This is a genomic window from Ulvibacterium sp. (assembly GCF_028285715.1).
GTDB lineage: Bacteria > Bacteroidota > Bacteroidia > Flavobacteriales > Flavobacteriaceae > Ulvibacterium.
The window spans coordinates 67,541-84,542 of sequence record NZ_JANQOO010000024.1; the positions used below are offsets into that span (position 1 = coordinate 67,541).

General features: G+C 41.0%; 16 protein-coding genes. 14 read left to right on the forward strand and 2 right to left on the reverse strand.

Annotated elements, in window-relative coordinates; genetic code table 11:
• The first annotated feature begins 20 nt into the window (after positions 1-20).
• Positions 21-488 carry a hypothetical protein gene (locus tag Q0993_RS16825; RefSeq protein WP_299535217.1) on the forward strand — a complete coding sequence of 156 codons (468 nt, stop codon included), beginning with the start codon at positions 21-23 and terminating at the stop codon, positions 486-488.
• A gap of 36 nt (positions 489-524) precedes the next feature.
• On the opposite strand, the gene gldA is transcribed toward Q0993_RS16825, so the two are convergent.
• The gene (gldA, locus tag Q0993_RS16830; protein WP_299535219.1) at positions 525-1,418 is read right to left on the reverse strand and encodes a gliding motility-associated ABC transporter ATP-binding subunit GldA; all 894 of its coding nucleotides are present in this window, start codon (positions 1,416-1,418) and stop codon (positions 525-527) included.
• A gap of 417 nt (positions 1,419-1,835) precedes the next feature.
• Here gldA and Q0993_RS16835 point away from each other — a divergent pair, with 417 nt between their 5' ends.
• From Q0993_RS16835 to Q0993_RS16850, 4 genes are all read left to right on the forward strand, one after another.
• On the forward strand, positions 1,836-2,663 hold the full coding sequence (locus Q0993_RS16835; protein ID WP_299535221.1) for a prephenate dehydratase: 828 nt from the start codon (positions 1,836-1,838) through the stop codon (positions 2,661-2,663).
• Positions 2,660-3,805, forward strand: coding sequence for an aminotransferase class I/II-fold pyridoxal phosphate-dependent enzyme (locus tag Q0993_RS16840; RefSeq protein ID WP_299535223.1), 1,146 nt, complete (start codon positions 2,660-2,662; stop codon positions 3,803-3,805). The genes Q0993_RS16835 and Q0993_RS16840 overlap by 4 nt, the downstream gene beginning before the upstream one ends.
• A 62-nt stretch (positions 3,806-3,867) precedes the next feature.
• On the forward strand, positions 3,868-4,728 hold the full coding sequence (locus Q0993_RS16845) for a prephenate dehydrogenase (protein ID WP_299535225.1): 861 nt from the start codon (positions 3,868-3,870) through the stop codon (positions 4,726-4,728).
• Position 4,729: 1 nt separating this feature from the next.
• Positions 4,730-5,812 carry a bifunctional 3-deoxy-7-phosphoheptulonate synthase/chorismate mutase type II gene (locus Q0993_RS16850; protein ID WP_299535226.1) on the forward strand — a complete coding sequence of 361 codons (1,083 nt, stop codon included), beginning with the start codon at positions 4,730-4,732 and terminating at the stop codon, positions 5,810-5,812.
• Positions 5,813-5,935: 123 nt separating this feature from the next.
• On the opposite strand, the gene Q0993_RS16855 is transcribed toward Q0993_RS16850, so the two are convergent.
• On the reverse strand, positions 5,936-6,379 hold the full coding sequence (locus Q0993_RS16855) for a hypothetical protein (RefSeq protein ID WP_299535228.1): 444 nt from the start codon (positions 6,377-6,379) through the stop codon (positions 5,936-5,938).
• Between the two features lie 107 nt (positions 6,380-6,486).
• Here Q0993_RS16855 and rsgA point away from each other — a divergent pair, with 107 nt between their 5' ends.
• From rsgA to Q0993_RS16900, 9 genes are all read left to right on the forward strand, one after another.
• Positions 6,487-7,440 carry a ribosome small subunit-dependent GTPase A gene (gene rsgA, locus Q0993_RS16860; protein ID WP_299535230.1) on the forward strand — a complete coding sequence of 318 codons (954 nt, stop codon included), beginning with the start codon at positions 6,487-6,489 and terminating at the stop codon, positions 7,438-7,440.
• A 42-nt stretch (positions 7,441-7,482) separates the two neighbouring features.
• On the forward strand, positions 7,483-7,935 hold the full coding sequence (gene dtd / locus Q0993_RS16865) for a D-aminoacyl-tRNA deacylase (protein ID WP_299535233.1): 453 nt from the start codon (positions 7,483-7,485) through the stop codon (positions 7,933-7,935).
• 82 nt (positions 7,936-8,017) lie between these two features.
• Positions 8,018-9,934 carry a DUF3857 domain-containing protein gene (locus Q0993_RS16870; RefSeq protein WP_299535236.1) on the forward strand — a complete coding sequence of 639 codons (1,917 nt, stop codon included), beginning with the start codon at positions 8,018-8,020 and terminating at the stop codon, positions 9,932-9,934.
• A 24-nt stretch (positions 9,935-9,958) separates the two neighbouring features.
• Positions 9,959-12,010, forward strand: a complete 2,052-nt coding sequence (locus tag Q0993_RS16875; protein ID WP_299535239.1) for a DUF3857 domain-containing protein — start codon at positions 9,959-9,961, stop codon at positions 12,008-12,010.
• The gene (locus Q0993_RS16880) at positions 11,976-12,302 is read left to right on the forward strand and encodes a nucleotide pyrophosphohydrolase (RefSeq protein ID WP_299535241.1); all 327 of its coding nucleotides are present in this window, start codon (positions 11,976-11,978) and stop codon (positions 12,300-12,302) included. Before Q0993_RS16875 ends, Q0993_RS16880 begins: the two co-directional genes overlap by 35 nt.
• Before the next feature lie 37 nt (positions 12,303-12,339).
• The gene (locus Q0993_RS16885; RefSeq protein WP_299535244.1) at positions 12,340-13,569 is read left to right on the forward strand and encodes a 3-phosphoshikimate 1-carboxyvinyltransferase; all 1,230 of its coding nucleotides are present in this window, start codon (positions 12,340-12,342) and stop codon (positions 13,567-13,569) included.
• An 86-nt stretch (positions 13,570-13,655) separates the two neighbouring features.
• Positions 13,656-14,705: a tRNA preQ1(34) S-adenosylmethionine ribosyltransferase-isomerase QueA gene (gene queA / locus Q0993_RS16890; RefSeq protein WP_299535246.1), complete on the forward strand. Its 1,050-nt coding sequence runs from the start codon at positions 13,656-13,658 to the stop codon at positions 14,703-14,705.
• A 74-nt stretch (positions 14,706-14,779) separates the two neighbouring features.
• Entirely contained in the window at positions 14,780-15,820 is a 1,041-nt protein-coding gene (gene rlmN / locus Q0993_RS16895) for a 23S rRNA (adenine(2503)-C(2))-methyltransferase RlmN (protein WP_299535334.1), read from the forward strand.
• Positions 15,821-15,931: 111 nt separating this feature from the next.
• Complete coding sequence (locus tag Q0993_RS16900; protein WP_299535248.1) at positions 15,932-16,909, forward strand: polyprenyl synthetase family protein; 978 nt, start codon at positions 15,932-15,934, stop codon at positions 16,907-16,909.
• Positions 16,910-17,002 lie beyond the last annotated feature (93 nt).

Here is a 17,002-nt window from a genome sequence, read left to right on the forward strand (position 1 = left end):
TCTTTAAACAAAAAAAAGAAATGAAAAATTTACGACTAACCCTTTCCCTTTTGATTTTAGGTATTTGTGGAGCAAACTTGTCCGCCCAGGAAATTACTTCCTTTTCCGGAATGTGGGGCGAAAAATTTTACCAGGACAAGGAGCCACTTACCTGGAAGGAAATCGACGCCATTATGAAAGAAAATCAGGCTTCGGCCCTACATTGGCAAAAATCCAAAAAGAATATGGTGGGAGCCTTGATTGCCGGCACCGCTAATTTTGGGTCCGCTATCTGGTTGATTTCAAATTTGGATGACAACGAGCCCCTTACAGGTCCAATTATTGCCGTTGCCGGTACGGGCATTATTAGTTCTATATTTTTCCATTCGGCCACGAAAAATAAAAAGATGGCAATTCTGGAATACAATGATAGTCTTGGCAAAAAAACATCCCTATATCTAACCCCTACAAGTAACGAAAATGGGGTGGGATTGGCTTTAAAATTTTAGGTTTTTTAGGCAGAAATTGGAAGGTCCAATTCGGAATTAAGTAGTGAGTTCTGTGAACAAACTTTCCAAATTTCTATTCTTCCGGCTTAGCTGTAATGTTTTGAGTTGATTGTCGTGGGCGAAATCGAAAATGGCCGGTCGCATATCCTTGGAAGTGCTAAAAGTAACCTCATACACAAAACCCCCCGTGTTTTTTACCTGGGAAACATGGGGAAGTTTTTGTAAAAAAGCTTCTTCTACCCGATAATCGAATTCTACCTCGATGACTTGTTCCTCCTCATCCCGCAAATCGTTCAGTTTTTTATCGGCCACCAAAACCCCCTTATTCAAAATTAAAACCCTATCACAAACAGCTTCTACCTCCTTCATAATATGGGTTGATAGCAATATGGTCTTCTCTTTTCCAATTTCCTTGATGAGCCTCCGAATTTCCAACAGTTGATTGGGATCAAGTCCGGTAGTAGGCTCATCCAAAATAAGTACCTCCGGATCATGTAATAGGGCTGCCGCCAACCCTACCCGTTGACGATATCCTTTGGAAAGTTGTCCTATTTTTTTGTAGGCCTCTGGTCTAAGTCCCGTTCGTTCTATAATTTCTTCTATACGATTCTTATCAACTTTATGGACATCGGCATTAAAGGCTAGGTACTCCTTTACATAAAGGTCCAGATACAAAGGGTTGTGTTCAGGTAGATACCCAATACTCTTTTGGACAGATCTCTTAGCCGTGCGCACATTAAAATCATTCACCACCGCTTCTCCCTCATCCGCTTGGTGGTAAGTGGTCAAAATCTTCATCAAAGTAGACTTACCTGCACCATTTGGCCCCAAAAACCCAACAATTTCACCCTTTTTAACATCAAACGAAACATTGTCCAGAGCTTTTTGGTTTCCGAATGTTTTGCTAATGTTTTTTACGGCAATGGACACGGTTTCTAATGATTTTCACCAAAAATATGGCAAATACTATAAAGACCCATATATCTCCGAAGAATATTGAAAAAACAATTCTGTAGGGTTGAAAATGGGGTACATTGTCCTTTATCCGAAGTACATACGGTGTGCGTAATTCGTATTAAAATTGGGTTTTGAAAAATAAATGGACAAGGATTGGCGTTAATTCTTGGAAAATCAAAAAAAGTAGACCCTAAAACTTAATTTATAAATTTAATTAGTACATTAGCCAAAGTTTTAAAGCACAATGATAAAGCAATATTTCTTTAACGGTTTTTATTTCTACTTCTTTTTCAAGGGAAGAATGGGACTGTTGTAGTGTATTGAAAACAAGATATAGTATGAAGTCCCGTGAAAAACGGGACTTTTTTATTTGCCATTTTTTGTAGCATAATGGGTTTAAAGATAGCCATACAGGGAATAAAGGGATCCAACCATCATCAGGTTGTAAGGGAGTATTTTGACGATAAGGTAGATTTAGTGGAATGTCTGTCCTTTCACGGATTGGTGGATCGTTTGTTGGATGGTTCCGCCGATAAGGGCGTTATGGCCATTGAGAACTCCATCGCGGGATCCATTATTCCCAATTATGCCTTAGTATATGACAATGGCTTATATATTATAGGGGAGCACTATTTGAACATACACCACCATTTAATGGCTTTAAGGGGACAACGCATTGAGGATATTACCGAAGTGCGCACCCATCCTATGGCCTTATTGCAGTGTAGGGAATTTTTAAAGACCCAACCCCACATTAAGATGGTGGAAGACGTGGATACTGCGGAAACGGCCAAACAAATCGAAGAACATCAATTAAAAGGTATTGCGGCCATTGCACCTCGGGTTGCCGCAGAATTATATGGTTTGGAGATTATTGCCAAGGAAATACAGACCATAAAGAACAATGCCACAAGATTTATTGTCATAAAAACCAAGAACAAGGAACTTCCCAAGGACGAAATCAATAAAGCGTCCCTTCGATTTGAAACGGATCATAAAAGGGGCAGTTTGGCGACGGTGCTCAATGTAATGAGCGATTGTAACTTGAATTTGACCAAAATTCAGTCCTTGCCCATTATAGAAACTCCTTGGAAATATGCCTTTTTTGTAGATGTTACTTTTGGACAATATGATAATTTTGCCAAGGCCAAATCGCTTCTGGAAATTATGTCCGAAAATTTCAAGGTCATAGGAGAATATAAAAATGCCATGTTATGATACAAACGGCAGAAAGACTTAATACGGTACAAGAATATTACTTCTCTAAAAAGTTAAGGGAGGTGCGTCAACTTGTTGCGGAGGGTAGGCCCATTATCAATATGGGGATTGGGAGCCCCGATTTGGACCCATCTCCCGAGGTGGTGGACACCTTGCAGAATGTGCTTGGGGAATCCGGTGCACACCAATATCAAAGTTACCAAGGCTTACCCGAATTAAGGGGTGCCATGGCGGATTTCTACCAATCCAAATTTGGGGTTGCCCTAGATGGTCTAAATGAGATTTTACCCTTAATGGGCTCCAAAGAAGGAATAATGCACATTAGTCTTGCTTTTTTGAACTCGGGAGACAAAGTCTTGATTCCGGATCCCGGATATCCTACCTATACTTCGGTAACCAAATTGGTGGGTGCCGTTCCCATAAAGTACGACCTTACAGAATCTGGAGAATGGTTGCCCGATTTGAAGACACTGGCGGGTCATGATCTTTCCAAGGTTAAATTAATGTGGATAAGCTATCCGAACATGCCCACCGGTGCAACTATTACACATCAAAAAATGCAGGAATTGGTGGCGTTTGCCAAGGAAAATCAAATTCTATTGGTCAACGACAATCCATATAGTTTTGTGCTGAATGAACATCCCACAAGTATTTTACAGGTGGAAGGTGCCAAAGAAGTTGCCCTTGAACTAAATTCACTGAGCAAAACCTTTAATATGGCAGGTTGGCGTGTCGGTATGGTCATGGGCAATGAAAGTCATATAAATGCCGTATTGAAGATAAAGAGCAATATGGACTCGGGAATGTTCTATGGAATACAGCAAGGTGCTGTAACGGCATTACGAAGTGGGGGGGCATGGTTCAAAAAGCTGGACGCCGTTTATGCATCAAGGCGTCAATTGATGTTCGCCTTGGTAGACAAGTTAAATTGCACCTATGATAAGAATGCAGCAGGCATGTTTGTATGGGCTAAATTACCAGAAGGAAGTAAATCTTCTGAAGAATTCATTGATGAGGTATTGTACGATAAGGATGTTTTTATAGCACCGGGCACCATTTTTGGGGGTAATGGGGAAGGTTATATCCGGTTTTCACTTTGCGTGAAAGAGGATAAGATCAAGGAAGCAATAGCTAGGTTTTAACAATGCATTTCATATGAGTTTTAGAAATCCAATATCCAAATCTATCATCCAACGTCAGTGAAATGAACATATTCGTCATAGGTATAGGTCTAATTGGAGGCTCCTTTGCAAAGGACATAAAAAGGTTGCGTCCTGACTCGAAACTATTCGGAGTAGATATCAATTCATCCCATTTGGATGAAGCGCTATCCTTGGGCATTATCGACATAAAATCCGGTTATCAGGATTTATCGTTAGCGGAAATGGTCATTGTAACCATTCCGGTTGATGTTCTAGTTACTGAACTACCTAAAATTTTGGATGCCGTTAACGATGATTGCGTGGTCTTCGATGGTGGATCTACCAAAGGTCAGATTTGCAAAAGCTTGGAGCATCATCCGAAGCGTAGGAACTTTTTGGCCTGTCATCCTATTGCCGGGACAGAATATTCGGGTCCATCGGCGGCTTTGGAGGGTTTGTATAATGGTAAGACCAATATTATTTGTGAAGTGGAAAAGACCGCTTTTAAATTACAGGAACGGGCTTTAGGGCTGTTTCAGGAGATGGGTATGCGAATTCGTTATATGAATCCGGTGGCACACGACAGGCATATTGCCTATGTATCCCATTTATCGCATATTAGCTCTTTCATGTTGGGGAAAACAGTTATTGAAAAAGAAAAAAACGAAAGGGACATTTTTGATATGGCCGGTAGTGGATTTGAAAGTACGGTCCGTCTGGCCAAAAGCTCTCCGGCCATGTGGACCCCTATTTTTGAACAGAATAAGGAAAATGTAGTTGAGATATTAGAGGATTACATCCAAAACTTGGAAGCGTTCAAAACACTTCTTTTGGAGAACGACTATGAGGGCATTTATAGCGAAATGGACAATACGAATAAAATAAAGGAAATATTAAAAGGAATACCACTTAATAAACAATAAAATGGAGAATACAAAGGAATTGAGAAAATGGCTGGATGATATGGATTTGCCGCATCCATTGGTGATAGCAGGGCCCTGTAGTGCAGAAACCGAGGAACAGGTATTACAGATTGCCCATGACTTAAAGGACACGGATGTAAATTATTATCGTGCGGGTATATGGAAGCCTCGTACCCGTCCGGGAAATTTTGAGGGTGTCGGTGCCTTGGGTCTAAAATGGTTACAGAAAGTAAAGGAGGAGACCGGATTAAAAACCGCTACTGAAGTTGCCAACAGAAACCATGTAGAACTGGCCCTGGAACATGATGTTGATCTACTGTGGATCGGTGCCCGTTCAACTGTAAGCCCATTTATTGTTCAGGACATTGCCGATGCCTTAGAGGGTACCGAAAAGATCGTTTTGATAAAGAATCCGGTAAACCCGGATCTTTCCTTATGGTTGGGTGCCGTGGAGCGCTTGCATACGGCCAATATTAAAAAATTAGGAGTTATCCATCGTGGTTTTTCAACTTACGAAAAATCCAAGTACCGAAATATTCCGGAGTGGCAGCTGGCCATTGAGTTACAGACCAAATTTCCAGACTTGCCCATTATCAATGATCCCTCGCACATTACGGGAAAAAGGGACATGATCTTTGATGTATCACAGACGGCCTTGGATTTGAATTTTGATGGACTTATGATCGAAACGCACCATGACCCGGACAATGCATGGAGCGATGCGGCACAGCAAGTTACACCCAAACGATTGGTTCAAATTATGGAAGATCTAAGAATTAGAAAAGAAACCGATAAGGAAGCAGAGTACAATAGCAAGTTGAACAACCTTAGAGCCCAAATAGATATTATTGACAATCAGTTGATTGATATGCTCGGAAAGCGCATGAAGGTCTCTGACGGTATTGGAGAGCTCAAAAAGGAACGCAATGTAGCCGTACTGCAGACCAACCGGTGGAACGCCATTTTAGGAAAAATGATTTTGGAGGGCGAGTCCAAAGGGTTGAGCGAGGAGTTCGTCTTGAAAATGTTCAAGGCTATCCATCAAGAATCCATTAACCATCAGGAAAAGATTATCAATGCCTAAAGGGTTGAATATAATAGAAGCGATCCGTTCCAATTTAAATGGAACGGATCGCTTTGTTTTGAGAACTTCCTTTCTTGAATCAATTTCAAAATGTCAATTGCTTAGGAAAGGCACCGGATTCCACTAATCTTTCTTAAAGACATAACGCGTAATAAAGATACCCTGACCGTCTTTATCTCCGGCATCGGATTCTACGGCACTTGTTACAAATACAAGTTCCCATCCATCCGCAGCCATTGCGGTCAATTTAGAGGAAACGACCGCATCATTGGCGGCAATGTTCTGAAATCGGATTCCGGCGATATTATAAAAATTCAAGAGTTTGGTTTCCTCAAAGTTCTTTACCCGGATATTCCCTCTTTTGGATTTGTTCCTTGTGTTGTCTTCCTCCGTCTGCTCCGAAGTATACTCCTCAAAATCCTTTTCCTCTTGGGCATCAATGATTCGGGATCTACCAATTCCACTAGGGACAATGGATTCCACACTAGTAATTACCTTAAATTGCTGGGCATGGATTTCAAAGGTGCCGGCGATGGTAAGGCAGATAATAAATAGAATTCTTTTCATTGTTTTCGCGATTTACTTGTTAGAATTGGCCCAAAGATACCGCGATTCTTAAAAAGAAAAATAGGTATTTTTGCGTCGACCTTAGCTATAACGCATTATTAAATGGAATGACGGGAGTCGTATACAAATCCACGGGTAGTTGGTATACCGTAAAAACGGATAGCGGAGAATTCTACGAATGTAGGATTAAGGGAAAATTTCGTATTAAAGGTATTAAAAGTACAAATCCTGTTGCGGTCGGGGACAAGGTGAAATTCGAGATTGAACAAATTGGGGACGAGACCATTGGGGTTATCTCCGAAATAGAAGATCGTAAAAATTACATTATTCGGAAGTCGGTAAACCTTTCCAAACAGACCCATATCATTGCTGCTAACCTAGACCAGGTATTTTTGATAGTTACCTTGAATAACCCGGTGACCCACACCATTTTTATAGACCGTTTTTTGGCTACTGCCGAAGCCTATGATATTCCAACCGTTTTGTTGTTTAATAAAATGGACGCCTACGGTAGGGAAGAGTTGGTCCGGGTAAAAGGTTTGATGGACCTTTATTCAAATGTGGGATATACCTCTATGGACATATCTGCAAAGACCGGGAGGAATGTAGACCAGGTAAAGGAATTGATGCTCCATAAAACCAGTATGTTTTCAGGCCATTCTGGGGTAGGCAAATCCACCTTGGTCAATAAACTGGAACCTTTTTTGGACCTTAAGACTGCGGAAATATCTGAACAACACCTACAAGGACAACATACTACTACATTTGCCGAGATGTTCGATCTAAGCTTTGACGCACGGATTATAGATACACCAGGAATAAAAGGATTTGGTATGGTAGATATGGATAAGGACGAAATAGGGGATTATTTTCCCGAATTTTTTAGGCTGAAGAAGAATTGTAAATTTAACAACTGCCTACATTTGGATGAACCAAAATGTGCGGTTAAGGAGGCCTTGGAAAGGGGTGAAGTGTCTTGGAGCAGGTATCGAAGTTATGTACAAATGGTAACTGACCAAGAAGAAACATACAGAATGGATAACTATGGTAAAACGGATTAAACACAACATATCTTCTCCCGATAGGAAGTCGGGCATTGCATTATGCGAGCGGTGATTCAAAGAGTATCGAAGGCAAGTGTGGCGGTAGAGGGAAAGGTAGTTTCCAAAATCAACAATGGGCTTCTCATTTTATTGGGGATTGAGGATGCCGACGGCGGAGAAGACATTGAATGGCTCTCACGAAAAATCGTGAACCTACGCATTTTTAATGACTTGGAAGGCATAATGAATCTTTCTTTATTGGACATTGATGGTAGCGCTCTTGTGGTTAGTCAGTTTACCCTACATGCCTCTACCAAAAAAGGAAACAGACCCTCTTATATAAAGGCCGCAAAACCCGATGTTTCCATTCCCTTGTATGAAAAATTTATAGAACAATTGGAAATCGACTCGGGTAAAAGTGTAGGGACGGGAGTTTTTGGTGCCGATATGAAAGTGGAATTATTAAATGATGGCCCGGTGACCATAGTCATGGATACAAAAAACCGGGAATAAGTCATATTCATCGATTTTGTAACCATAAAATGTAAGAAATCTTCGTACTTTACGTTGTAAGTTTCAACCCCGACCTAAACCAATGCGACTACTCCTAGTTTTTACCACACTTTTTCTGGTATATTTCTGTTCTGCCCAAGAACGCGATTATCAAGCCTTTTTGTTGGATAAAGATCTTGTCGAAAATGCCAATGCAGTTGTTCGATTGGATGAAATGCGTATACACCTTGAGGCCAGAAACAAGATGGTGTATACCGTAAGGCAAGTGGTAACGGTTTTGAACAAGTTAGGTAATCGATATGCCAACCCCCGGGTTTTTTATGACGGCGATAAAAAAATAAAGCACATAGAAGCTTATGTGTACAATAAAATGGGGAAGGAAATTGAACACATAAAGAAAAGGGATTTTAGTGACATTAGCGCAGCAGACGGTATATCCCTTTACATAGATGATAGATTACTCACTTATTCCTATACCCCTGTACAGTATCCGTATACCATGGAATTTTCCTATGAGGTGGAAACTAGTGATACAGGACTTTTTCCTCCATGGTATTTTTTATCGGGATACTTGGCAAGTGTGGAAAGGAGCCACTATGAGATTACGTATGCCACAAATGACTTAAAACCGATAATAAAGGAGCACAATCTGGGTGGTTTTTCTATTGAAAAAGAAGAAAGAGCAGGTCGTATAGTGTATACCGGCCATAAACTTCCCGCGGTAAAAAGTGAGGCGCATAGTCCGGATTATGGTAGCTTGGCACCAAAACTTTCGGTACGATTGACCCATTTTCACTATAAAGGCTTTGATGGCGATGTGGATGATTGGAACCAATTGGGATCGTGGGTCAATAACTCTCTTTTGAAGGGACGCACGGAACTTTCGGAGGCAACTAAGAACCTTGCGAGAAATCTGGTAAAGGGTATCGAGGATGACCTCGAAAAAGCGAAAGTGATTTACAAATATGTACAGAACAATACCAGGTACATAAGCGTTCAGATAGGTATTGGAGGTTTCAGGCCCATAAGTGCCATTGAGGTTGATCGTGTTAAATATGGAGATTGTAAGGGACTTTCCAATTATACAAAGGCCCTGTTGGAGGCGGTAAATGTAGAATCATATTATACCGTTGTTGAGGCGGGTAGCAGAAAAGTAGATTTTAAGGAGGATTTTGCAGACTTAAGACAAGGCAATCATGTTATTTTGGCCATTCCATACAAAGACAGGTACTATTGGATTGATTGCACTTCCCAAATCCATCCTTTTGGTTTTGTTGGAGACTTTACGGATGATCGTAAGGTCTTGGTCGTAAAACCGGAAGGAGGCGAACTTGTATCCACGGTAGCATACAATAATGAGCAGAACCATCAATTGACACGCGCACAATTCAACGTTTTGGAAAACGGCGAAATATCCGGTGAAGTGACCATAACCACGAAAGGGATACAATATGACAATCGCTTTTCCCTTGAGGAAAAATCAGTGGACAATATCAGCAAGCATTATAAGGATTACTGGGGTGAAGTAAATAACCTTAATGTACATGGTTATAAATTTGACAATGATAGGGAGGAAATTTTGTTTACCGAAGTTGTTGAGGTTTCTGCCAAAAATTATGCTTCCCTAAGCGGGGAAAGAGTTTTATTTGCGCCCAACGCCTTCAACAAAAGTACTTATGTGCCACAACGCTATAGAAACAGGAAATTGCCCTTGGAAATACAACGCGGTTTTTTGGATGAGGATATATTTGAAATAACAATACCCAATGGATACAAAGTTGAAGCCCTTCCGGACAATGTTAGCCTGGAGACCCGATTCGGCACGTATACCATGGAACTTGATTACGATTCGGAAACCAATGCCTTAACGTATAAACGTAGTTTTTTTCTAAAGAAAGGGACACATCCCAAAGAGGAATATACCAATTACCGCAATTTTAGAAAAAAGATTGCTTCAGCGGATAAAGCCCAAGCCGTAATCATCAAAGCCGACCTATAAACCCACCCAATAAATAATTGAACCATGAAAAACCTCAAAATTATTTTATGTCTGTTTACTTGTGTCATTACTCAAGCCATTTCGGCACAGGAAGTTAAATTCGGAAAGGTAACCGAAGCCGAGCTAAAGCAAGAGGTGTATGAAAAAGATTCTTCAGCCGTTGCCGCAGTATTGTATCGGAATAAAAGTATTCGTTTTGAATATAAGCAATCCATAGGCTTTCAATTGGTTACCTATGTACACGAGCGTGTTAAGATTTATAAGCCGGAAGGCTTTGAGTATGCAACAGTAGCTGAACAACTATATAAGGAGGATAGTGATAAGGAGACCATAAGCGGTCTTAAGGCATTTACCTATAATTTGGAAAACGGTCAGGTCAAAAAACATAAATTGTCCAAGGAGAGTGAATTCAGAACTAAATTGAACGAGTACTACAGTGAAGAAAAATTTACCATGCCCAACGTAAAGGTCGGGAGTATTGTTGAATACGAATATCAGATCTATTCCCCTTTTTATTGGAGTATTGATGAAATAGAAATGCAATATGACATCCCTATCAAGTATCAGGAAGTCTCCATTAAAACCCCGGAATATTTTGTGTTTCAACCCACCATGAAGGGATATCTTCCGCTTAACCCACAAAAGGGTACGGAAGGTGGAACAATTACCTTTACCGATAAGCAGAGAACTGGAAAATATACCACAACCACTACGTATAGCAATTCTAAGCTGAACTATATGATCAATGTCACCAACTACACAATGCATAATGTGCCGGCCTTAAAGCAGGAGCCTTATGTGAACAATATGGACAACTATAGAAGTGCTATTTTGTATGAATTGCAGTATACCAAGTTTCCCCAATCCCCGATAAAAAGCTATACTACCACATGGGAAAAGGTAGTTAAGACCATTTACGAGAACCGTAGTTTTGGCGGTCAACTGGCTCAAAAAAGATATTTCAAGGAAGCACTTCAAAACCTGGTCGGGGATAAAACCGATGATATAGAAAAGGCTGCAGCTATTTTTCAATTTGTTCAAAGTCACATGAACTGGAATGGTATGGTCGGGTTTTATGCCGAGAAAGGAGTTAAGAAAGCGTATGAGGATCGTAGCGGTAATATAGCGGACATTAACTTGATGCTGACCACAATGCTAAGTGAGGCTGGTTTGGAAGCCAATCCGGTACTCATAAGTACCAGGGACCACGGAGTGCCCATGTTTCCTACAAGGAAAGGCTTTAATTATGTGGTTGCCTCCGTTTCTTTAAACAATAACATTGTTCTTTTGGATGCCTCTAACAAATATACCAAACCCAATGTATTACCCATCCATGCATTGAACTGGTATGGAAAGCTGGTAAAAAAAGACGGAAGTTTTAGCACCGTTTCAGTAATGCCCAAAAGAGTTTCAAAAGAAAATTCCAATTGTACCGTATCTGTGGACCAGGATGGCCTAATTAGTGGTAGGATGCGGAAAACGTACACCGATTTTAAGGCTTACGAATTTAGAAACAAATTTAATGGTATAGAGGAAAATTCTTATTTAGAAAAATTGGAATCTTCCCATGTTGGAATGGAAATTGGGGAATATGGGGTGAAAAATAACAATGTTGTAGGTAAATCGGTAATGGAAAATATGGATTTTGCCCTAGAAGGTCAAGTGGCAATGGTCGGGGACAAGATGTACTTTAATCCCTTGTTGAGCAGTACAATTAATGAAAATCCTTTTAAATTGAAAGAACGGAACTACCCAGTAGATTACGCCTACCCATGGGAACAAAAAATGGTTATCAATATTTCCATACCTGAAGGCTACAAGGTTGAGACATTACCCGAAGATATTAAGTTGGGCCTACCCAATAAAGCAGCTAGTTTTATTTATAAAGTCGTAGCCCAGGACAATACCATACAGGTTTTGGCCGATTTAAAAATGAATACTGCCATCATTCCTGCAGTGGACTATCCAGACTTAAAAGAATTGTACAAAAAAATAGTGGAAAAAGAGGCAGAAAAAGTAGTTTTATCCAAAATTACGGCAGATGGCTCTCAAGAAACTCCAGCAGGAAGTAGATAATTGGATAAAGCAACACGGCGTACGCTATTTTAACGAACTCACAAACATGGCCCAACTCACCGAGGAAGTGGGGGAGGTGGCCCGTATTATCGCACGGAGATACGGCGAACAGAGTGAAAAGGAATCCGATAAGGAAAGAGATCTAGGTGAGGAATTGGCAGATGTTCTCTTTGTAGTTCTTTGTTTGGCCAACCAGACAGGCGTGGATTTGCAGGGAGCCTTTGATCAAAAATTGGCTTTAAAGACCCAACGTGATCATGATAGGCACCAAAACAATCAAAAGCTCAAATAATGCTATCTTTGGGTTTCACTATTAGAACCCCAATAGATTGAAACTATACCTGTCTCCTCCGTCAACCAAATTACTAAATTCGAACATACGGATTACGGGCTCAAAAAGTGAGTCTAATCGTTTGCTACTACTGCGAGCCTTGTATCCGAATATTACGATTGATAATCTTTCCAATTCGGATGATGCCGATGTCATGCAAAAAGGACTGGGCGTAAGCAAGGGAGTGGTAGATATCCATCATGCAGGTACCGCTATGCGCTTTCTAACGAGCTACTTTGCCTCACAGGAAGATAAGGAGGTTCTCCTAACGGGTTCGCAGCGTATGACCGAACGTCCCATAGAAGTTTTGGTGGATGCGCTACGTGATTTGGGTGCCGAAATTGAATATGAAAAAAATGCGGGATATCCGCCTATACGAATTAAGGGGAATACGCTTACCAAAAATAGGGTAAGCCTTCCAGCAAATATAAGCAGCCAATATATCTCCTCATTATTGCTGGTTGCACCTGGTTTGGAAAATGGCCTGGAAGTAGAACTAAAAGGCAAGATAACCTCTGTTCCATATATAAGGATGACCTTGGCCTTATTGGAACAAATTGGTATTCAAACTTTTTTTGAAGGGAATACGATAAAGGTTTATCCCAAGGAATCCATGCCCCCCAAAACCCTAGTGGTAGAATCCGATTGGAGCTCTGCCTCTTATTTTTACAGCATAGTTGCCCTCGGAGATGTAGGTTCCAAAGTTGTGCTATCATCATATAAAAAGAATAGCTTGCAGGGTGATAGTGTCCTTGCCGAAATTTACAAAAATTGGGGAGTGGAGACCGATTTTGGAGAAAACGAAATTAGCCTAAGGAAAACAGCCCTCCTTAGCCCCAAAGGTTTGGACTTGGACCTTTCCAATGCCCCGGATACCGCCCAGACCATTGCGGTTACCTGTTTTGGACTTGGCGTTGGATGCCATCTTACGGGATTACACACCTTAAAAATCAAGGAAACGGATAGATTGGAGGCCTTAAACACGGAGCTGTCCAAATTGGGTGCCGATATTACGGTATCGGATAAGGATTTGATACTACGGCCATCGAATCAAATAAATAGAGACGTGGCCATCGACACCTATAACGATCATAGGATGGCCATGGCCTTTGCTCCCTTGGCCATGAATACTTCACTGCAAATCAACGATGCCGAAGTGGTCTCAAAATCCTACCCTGATTTTTGGAAGGACCTTGAAATACTCGGGTTTGGGATAGGAAAACCTTAATTCGTATTTAATCCCTCTTTTACTTGACAACCCCTATGGCCACATTGTATATTTGCAGCCGCAAAAATCGCTAACTTAATTTACTTATGAAATTATCACATTTTAACTTTGAGCTTCCCAAGGATTTATTGGCAGAGTACCCAACCGAGAATAGAGATGAATCCAAATTAATGGTTATTCATCGGGATTCTGGTAAAATAGAGCACAGGATGTTCAAGGATCTTATTGATTATTTTGACGAGGGCGATGTAATGGTTCTGAACAATACAAAGGTCTTTCCAGCGAGGTTATATGGCAACAAGGAAAAAACAGGGGCACGTATCGAGGTTTTTTTATTGAGGGAACTGAATGAGGAACAAAGACTATGGGACGTTCTGGTGGATCCGGCACGGAAAATCAGAATTGGCAATAAATTATATTTTGGGGATGATGAGAGCCTTGTGGCCGAAGTTATCGATAATACCACTTCCCGAGGGAGGACGCTGCGTTTTTTGTATGACGGAGCCTATATTGACTTTAGAAGGAAGCTAAGGGAATTGGGAGAGACACCCTTGCCAAAATACATAAAGCGAAATGTGGAACCAGAGGATGAGGAACGCTATCAGACCATTTACGCCAAGCATGAAGGAGCGGTGGCAGCTCCTACCGCCGGGCTCCACTTCTCCAAACATCTATTGAAACGTTTGGAAATAAAAGGAGTGAATTTTTCGGAATTGACCTTGCACGTTGGTTTGGGAACTTTTAACCCCGTAGAAGTGGAAGACCTTTCCAAACATAAAATGGATAGCGAAGAATTGATTATAGACGAAAAGGCAACCGAGGTGGTTAACCGGGCCAAGGAAACCAGAAAAAAAGTATGTGCGGTGGGCACCACGGCAATGCGGGGATTGGAAAGTGCAGTTTCTTCCGAACAGACGTTGAATACATTTGATGGATGGACCAACAAATTCATTTTCCCCCCTTATGATTTTAGCATTGCCAATTGTATGATTACTAATTTTCATTTACCCAAATCCACTTTGCTTATGATGGTATCCGCCTTTATAGGACACGATCTCATGAAAAGGGCCTATAAAGAAGCCATTTTGGAAGGATATCGCTTTTATTCCTATGGGGATGCCATGTTGATTTTATAGGAAGGTTACAACAGATCATGAAAATCCTGCCTACCAAATCAAAGGTGCGGCAGGATTTTTTATCGTTTTATGTTTTGGAAACAAAAAAGAAGGACATACGGGCCCTTACCAAGGAACAATTACGTAGGTTTTTTGTGGACCAGGGCGATAAGGCTTTCCGCGGTAATCAGGTTTATGAATGGCTTTGGCAGAAATCCGCTCATTCCTTTGATGTGATGACCAATCTTTCCAAAGAGACCCGAAGGTTGCTGGAAGGGAACTTTGTTATCAATCACATTCATGTGGATCAGATGCAACGGAGCAAGGATGGTACCATAAAAAATGCTGTACGATTGCATGACGGTTTGGTAGTGGAATCTGTTTTGATACCAACGGCTAATCGGACCACGGCCTGTGTTTCAAGCCAAGTAGGCTGCAGTCTGGACTGTAAGTTCTGTGCCACGGCCCGTTTGAAACGGATGCGCAATTTGAATCCCGATGAAATTTACGATCAAGTAGTGGCCATTGATAACGAAAGCAGACTCTATTTTGATCGACCTTTGAGCAACATCGTTTTTATGGGAATGGGCGAACCTTTGATGAACTATAACAATGTACTCAAGGCTATCGATAAGATAACCTCACCAGCTGGACTTGGCATGTCCCCAAAGCGTATTACCGTATCTACTTCGGGGGTTCCTAAAATGATAAAAAAAATAGCTGACGATGGGGTTAAATTCAAGTTGGCGGTATCCCTTCATTCGGCTATTGATGAAATACGCACGTCTATAATGCCATTTAATGCCACATTTACCTTGTTAGACTTGCGGGAGGCCCTACAATATTGGTATAACAAGACCAAAAGTAGAATTACCTATGAGTATGTAGTCTGGGAAGGGATTAACGATACAAAACGGGATGTGGATGCCTTGGTGGACTTCTGCAAATTTGCACCTTCCAAAGTGAATCTTATCGAGTATAACCCAATTGATGACGGTCAATTTCAACAAGCCACAAAAGGGGCATTAGATCAATATGTGAGTACTTTGGAGGAAAATGGGATTGTGGTTACCGTTAGGCGTTCCAGGGGCAAGGATATCGATGCGGCCTGTGGTCAACTGGCTAATAAACATTAGCCGAAGCAGATAGTATTCAATAGCCCCTTCCTATCCATACTACCCACGAATTATCCCTTCTTTTCCTTATTTTTATCTTTCCAAATCCAACGCGATAGAAAACAGAACTTCTTGAAAACAGTATCCCGAATTAAGGAACCTATTGACCATGAAATGGAACTTTTTGAGAAGAAGTTCCATGATTCCATGTCCTCTCAGGTCGCACTTCTCAATCGCATTACCTACTATATTGTAAACCGAAAGGGCAAACAAATGCGGCCAATGTTCGTTTTTTTGACCGCAAAATTGCTGAACAACGGTATGGTAAATGAACGTACGTATCGGGGTGCCTCCGTTATAGAACTTATCCATACGGCCACTTTGGTCCATGATGACGTAGTGGACGAAAGCAATAAACGCCGTGGTTTTTTTTCCATCAATGCCTTGTGGAAAAATAAGATTGCCGTTTTGGTAGGCGATTACCTCTTATCAAAAGGATTATTATTGTCCATCGATAATGGCGATTTTGATTTACTCCGGATTATTTCGGTGGCAGTCCGGGAAATGAGCGAGGGAGAGTTATTGCAGATTGAAAAGGCTAGACGTTTGGACATTACCGAGGAAGTCTATTACGATATCATTCGCCAAAAGACGGCTACCTTAATTGCGGCATGTTGCAGCTTGGGCGCGTGTTCCGTAAAACCCGATTCACAGGATGTAGAAACCTTTAGAAAATTTGGTGAACTCTGCGGTATGGCCTTTCAAATAAAGGATGATCTCTTCGATTATGGGGAGCAGAAAATAGGAAAACCTACCGGAATAGATATCAAGGAACAAAAGATGACCCTACCTCTTATTTATGCACTTAATAACTGCTCCAAATCTGAAAAAGGATGGTTGGTCAATTCCGTAAAAAACCATAATAAGGATAAAATCCGGGTAAAACAGGTAATAGCTTTTGTAAAGGAAAAAGGGGGGTTGGACTATGCCGAACAAAAAATGCTTGATTTTAAGGAGAAAGCCTTAAAACTTTTGGACGCGTATCCACCATCGGAATACAAGAATTCCCTTGAGCTGATGGTAAATTATGTGGTGGATAGAAAAAAGTAAGGTAAAGAGGTGTAGCTCTTATGGCAAAATGGCCTATTTACGGCTCTTCCGAAAAGCTTCAAAAAAAAATCAACGCTCCAGGCAACGTTTTCT

Excerpts from the sequence above, each read along its gene's own strand:
- Q0993_RS16825 (WP_299535217.1), top strand. The coding sequence starts at position 21 with ATGAAAAATTTACGACTAACCCTTTCCCTTTTGATTTTAGGTATTTGT.
- Q0993_RS16835 (WP_299535221.1), top strand. The coding sequence starts at position 1,836 with ATGGGTTTAAAGATAGCCATACAGGGAATAAAGGGATCCAACCATCAT.
- Q0993_RS16840 (WP_299535223.1), top strand. The coding sequence starts at position 2,660 with ATGATACAAACGGCAGAAAGACTTAATACGGTACAAGAATATTACTTC.
- Q0993_RS16845 (WP_299535225.1), top strand. The coding sequence starts at position 3,868 with ATGAACATATTCGTCATAGGTATAGGTCTAATTGGAGGCTCCTTTGCA.
- Q0993_RS16850 (WP_299535226.1), top strand. The coding sequence starts at position 4,730 with ATGGAGAATACAAAGGAATTGAGAAAATGGCTGGATGATATGGATTTG.
- Q0993_RS16855 (WP_299535228.1), bottom strand. The coding sequence starts at position 6,379 with ATGAAAAGAATTCTATTTATTATCTGCCTTACCATCGCCGGCACCTTT.
- rsgA (WP_299535230.1), top strand. The coding sequence starts at position 6,487 with ATGACGGGAGTCGTATACAAATCCACGGGTAGTTGGTATACCGTAAAA.
- dtd (WP_299535233.1), top strand. The coding sequence starts at position 7,483 with ATGCGAGCGGTGATTCAAAGAGTATCGAAGGCAAGTGTGGCGGTAGAG.
- Q0993_RS16870 (WP_299535236.1), top strand. The coding sequence starts at position 8,018 with ATGCGACTACTCCTAGTTTTTACCACACTTTTTCTGGTATATTTCTGT.
- Q0993_RS16875 (WP_299535239.1), top strand. The coding sequence starts at position 9,959 with ATGAAAAACCTCAAAATTATTTTATGTCTGTTTACTTGTGTCATTACT.
- Q0993_RS16880 (WP_299535241.1), top strand. The coding sequence starts at position 11,976 with ATGGCTCTCAAGAAACTCCAGCAGGAAGTAGATAATTGGATAAAGCAA.
- queA (WP_299535246.1), top strand. The coding sequence starts at position 13,656 with ATGAAATTATCACATTTTAACTTTGAGCTTCCCAAGGATTTATTGGCA.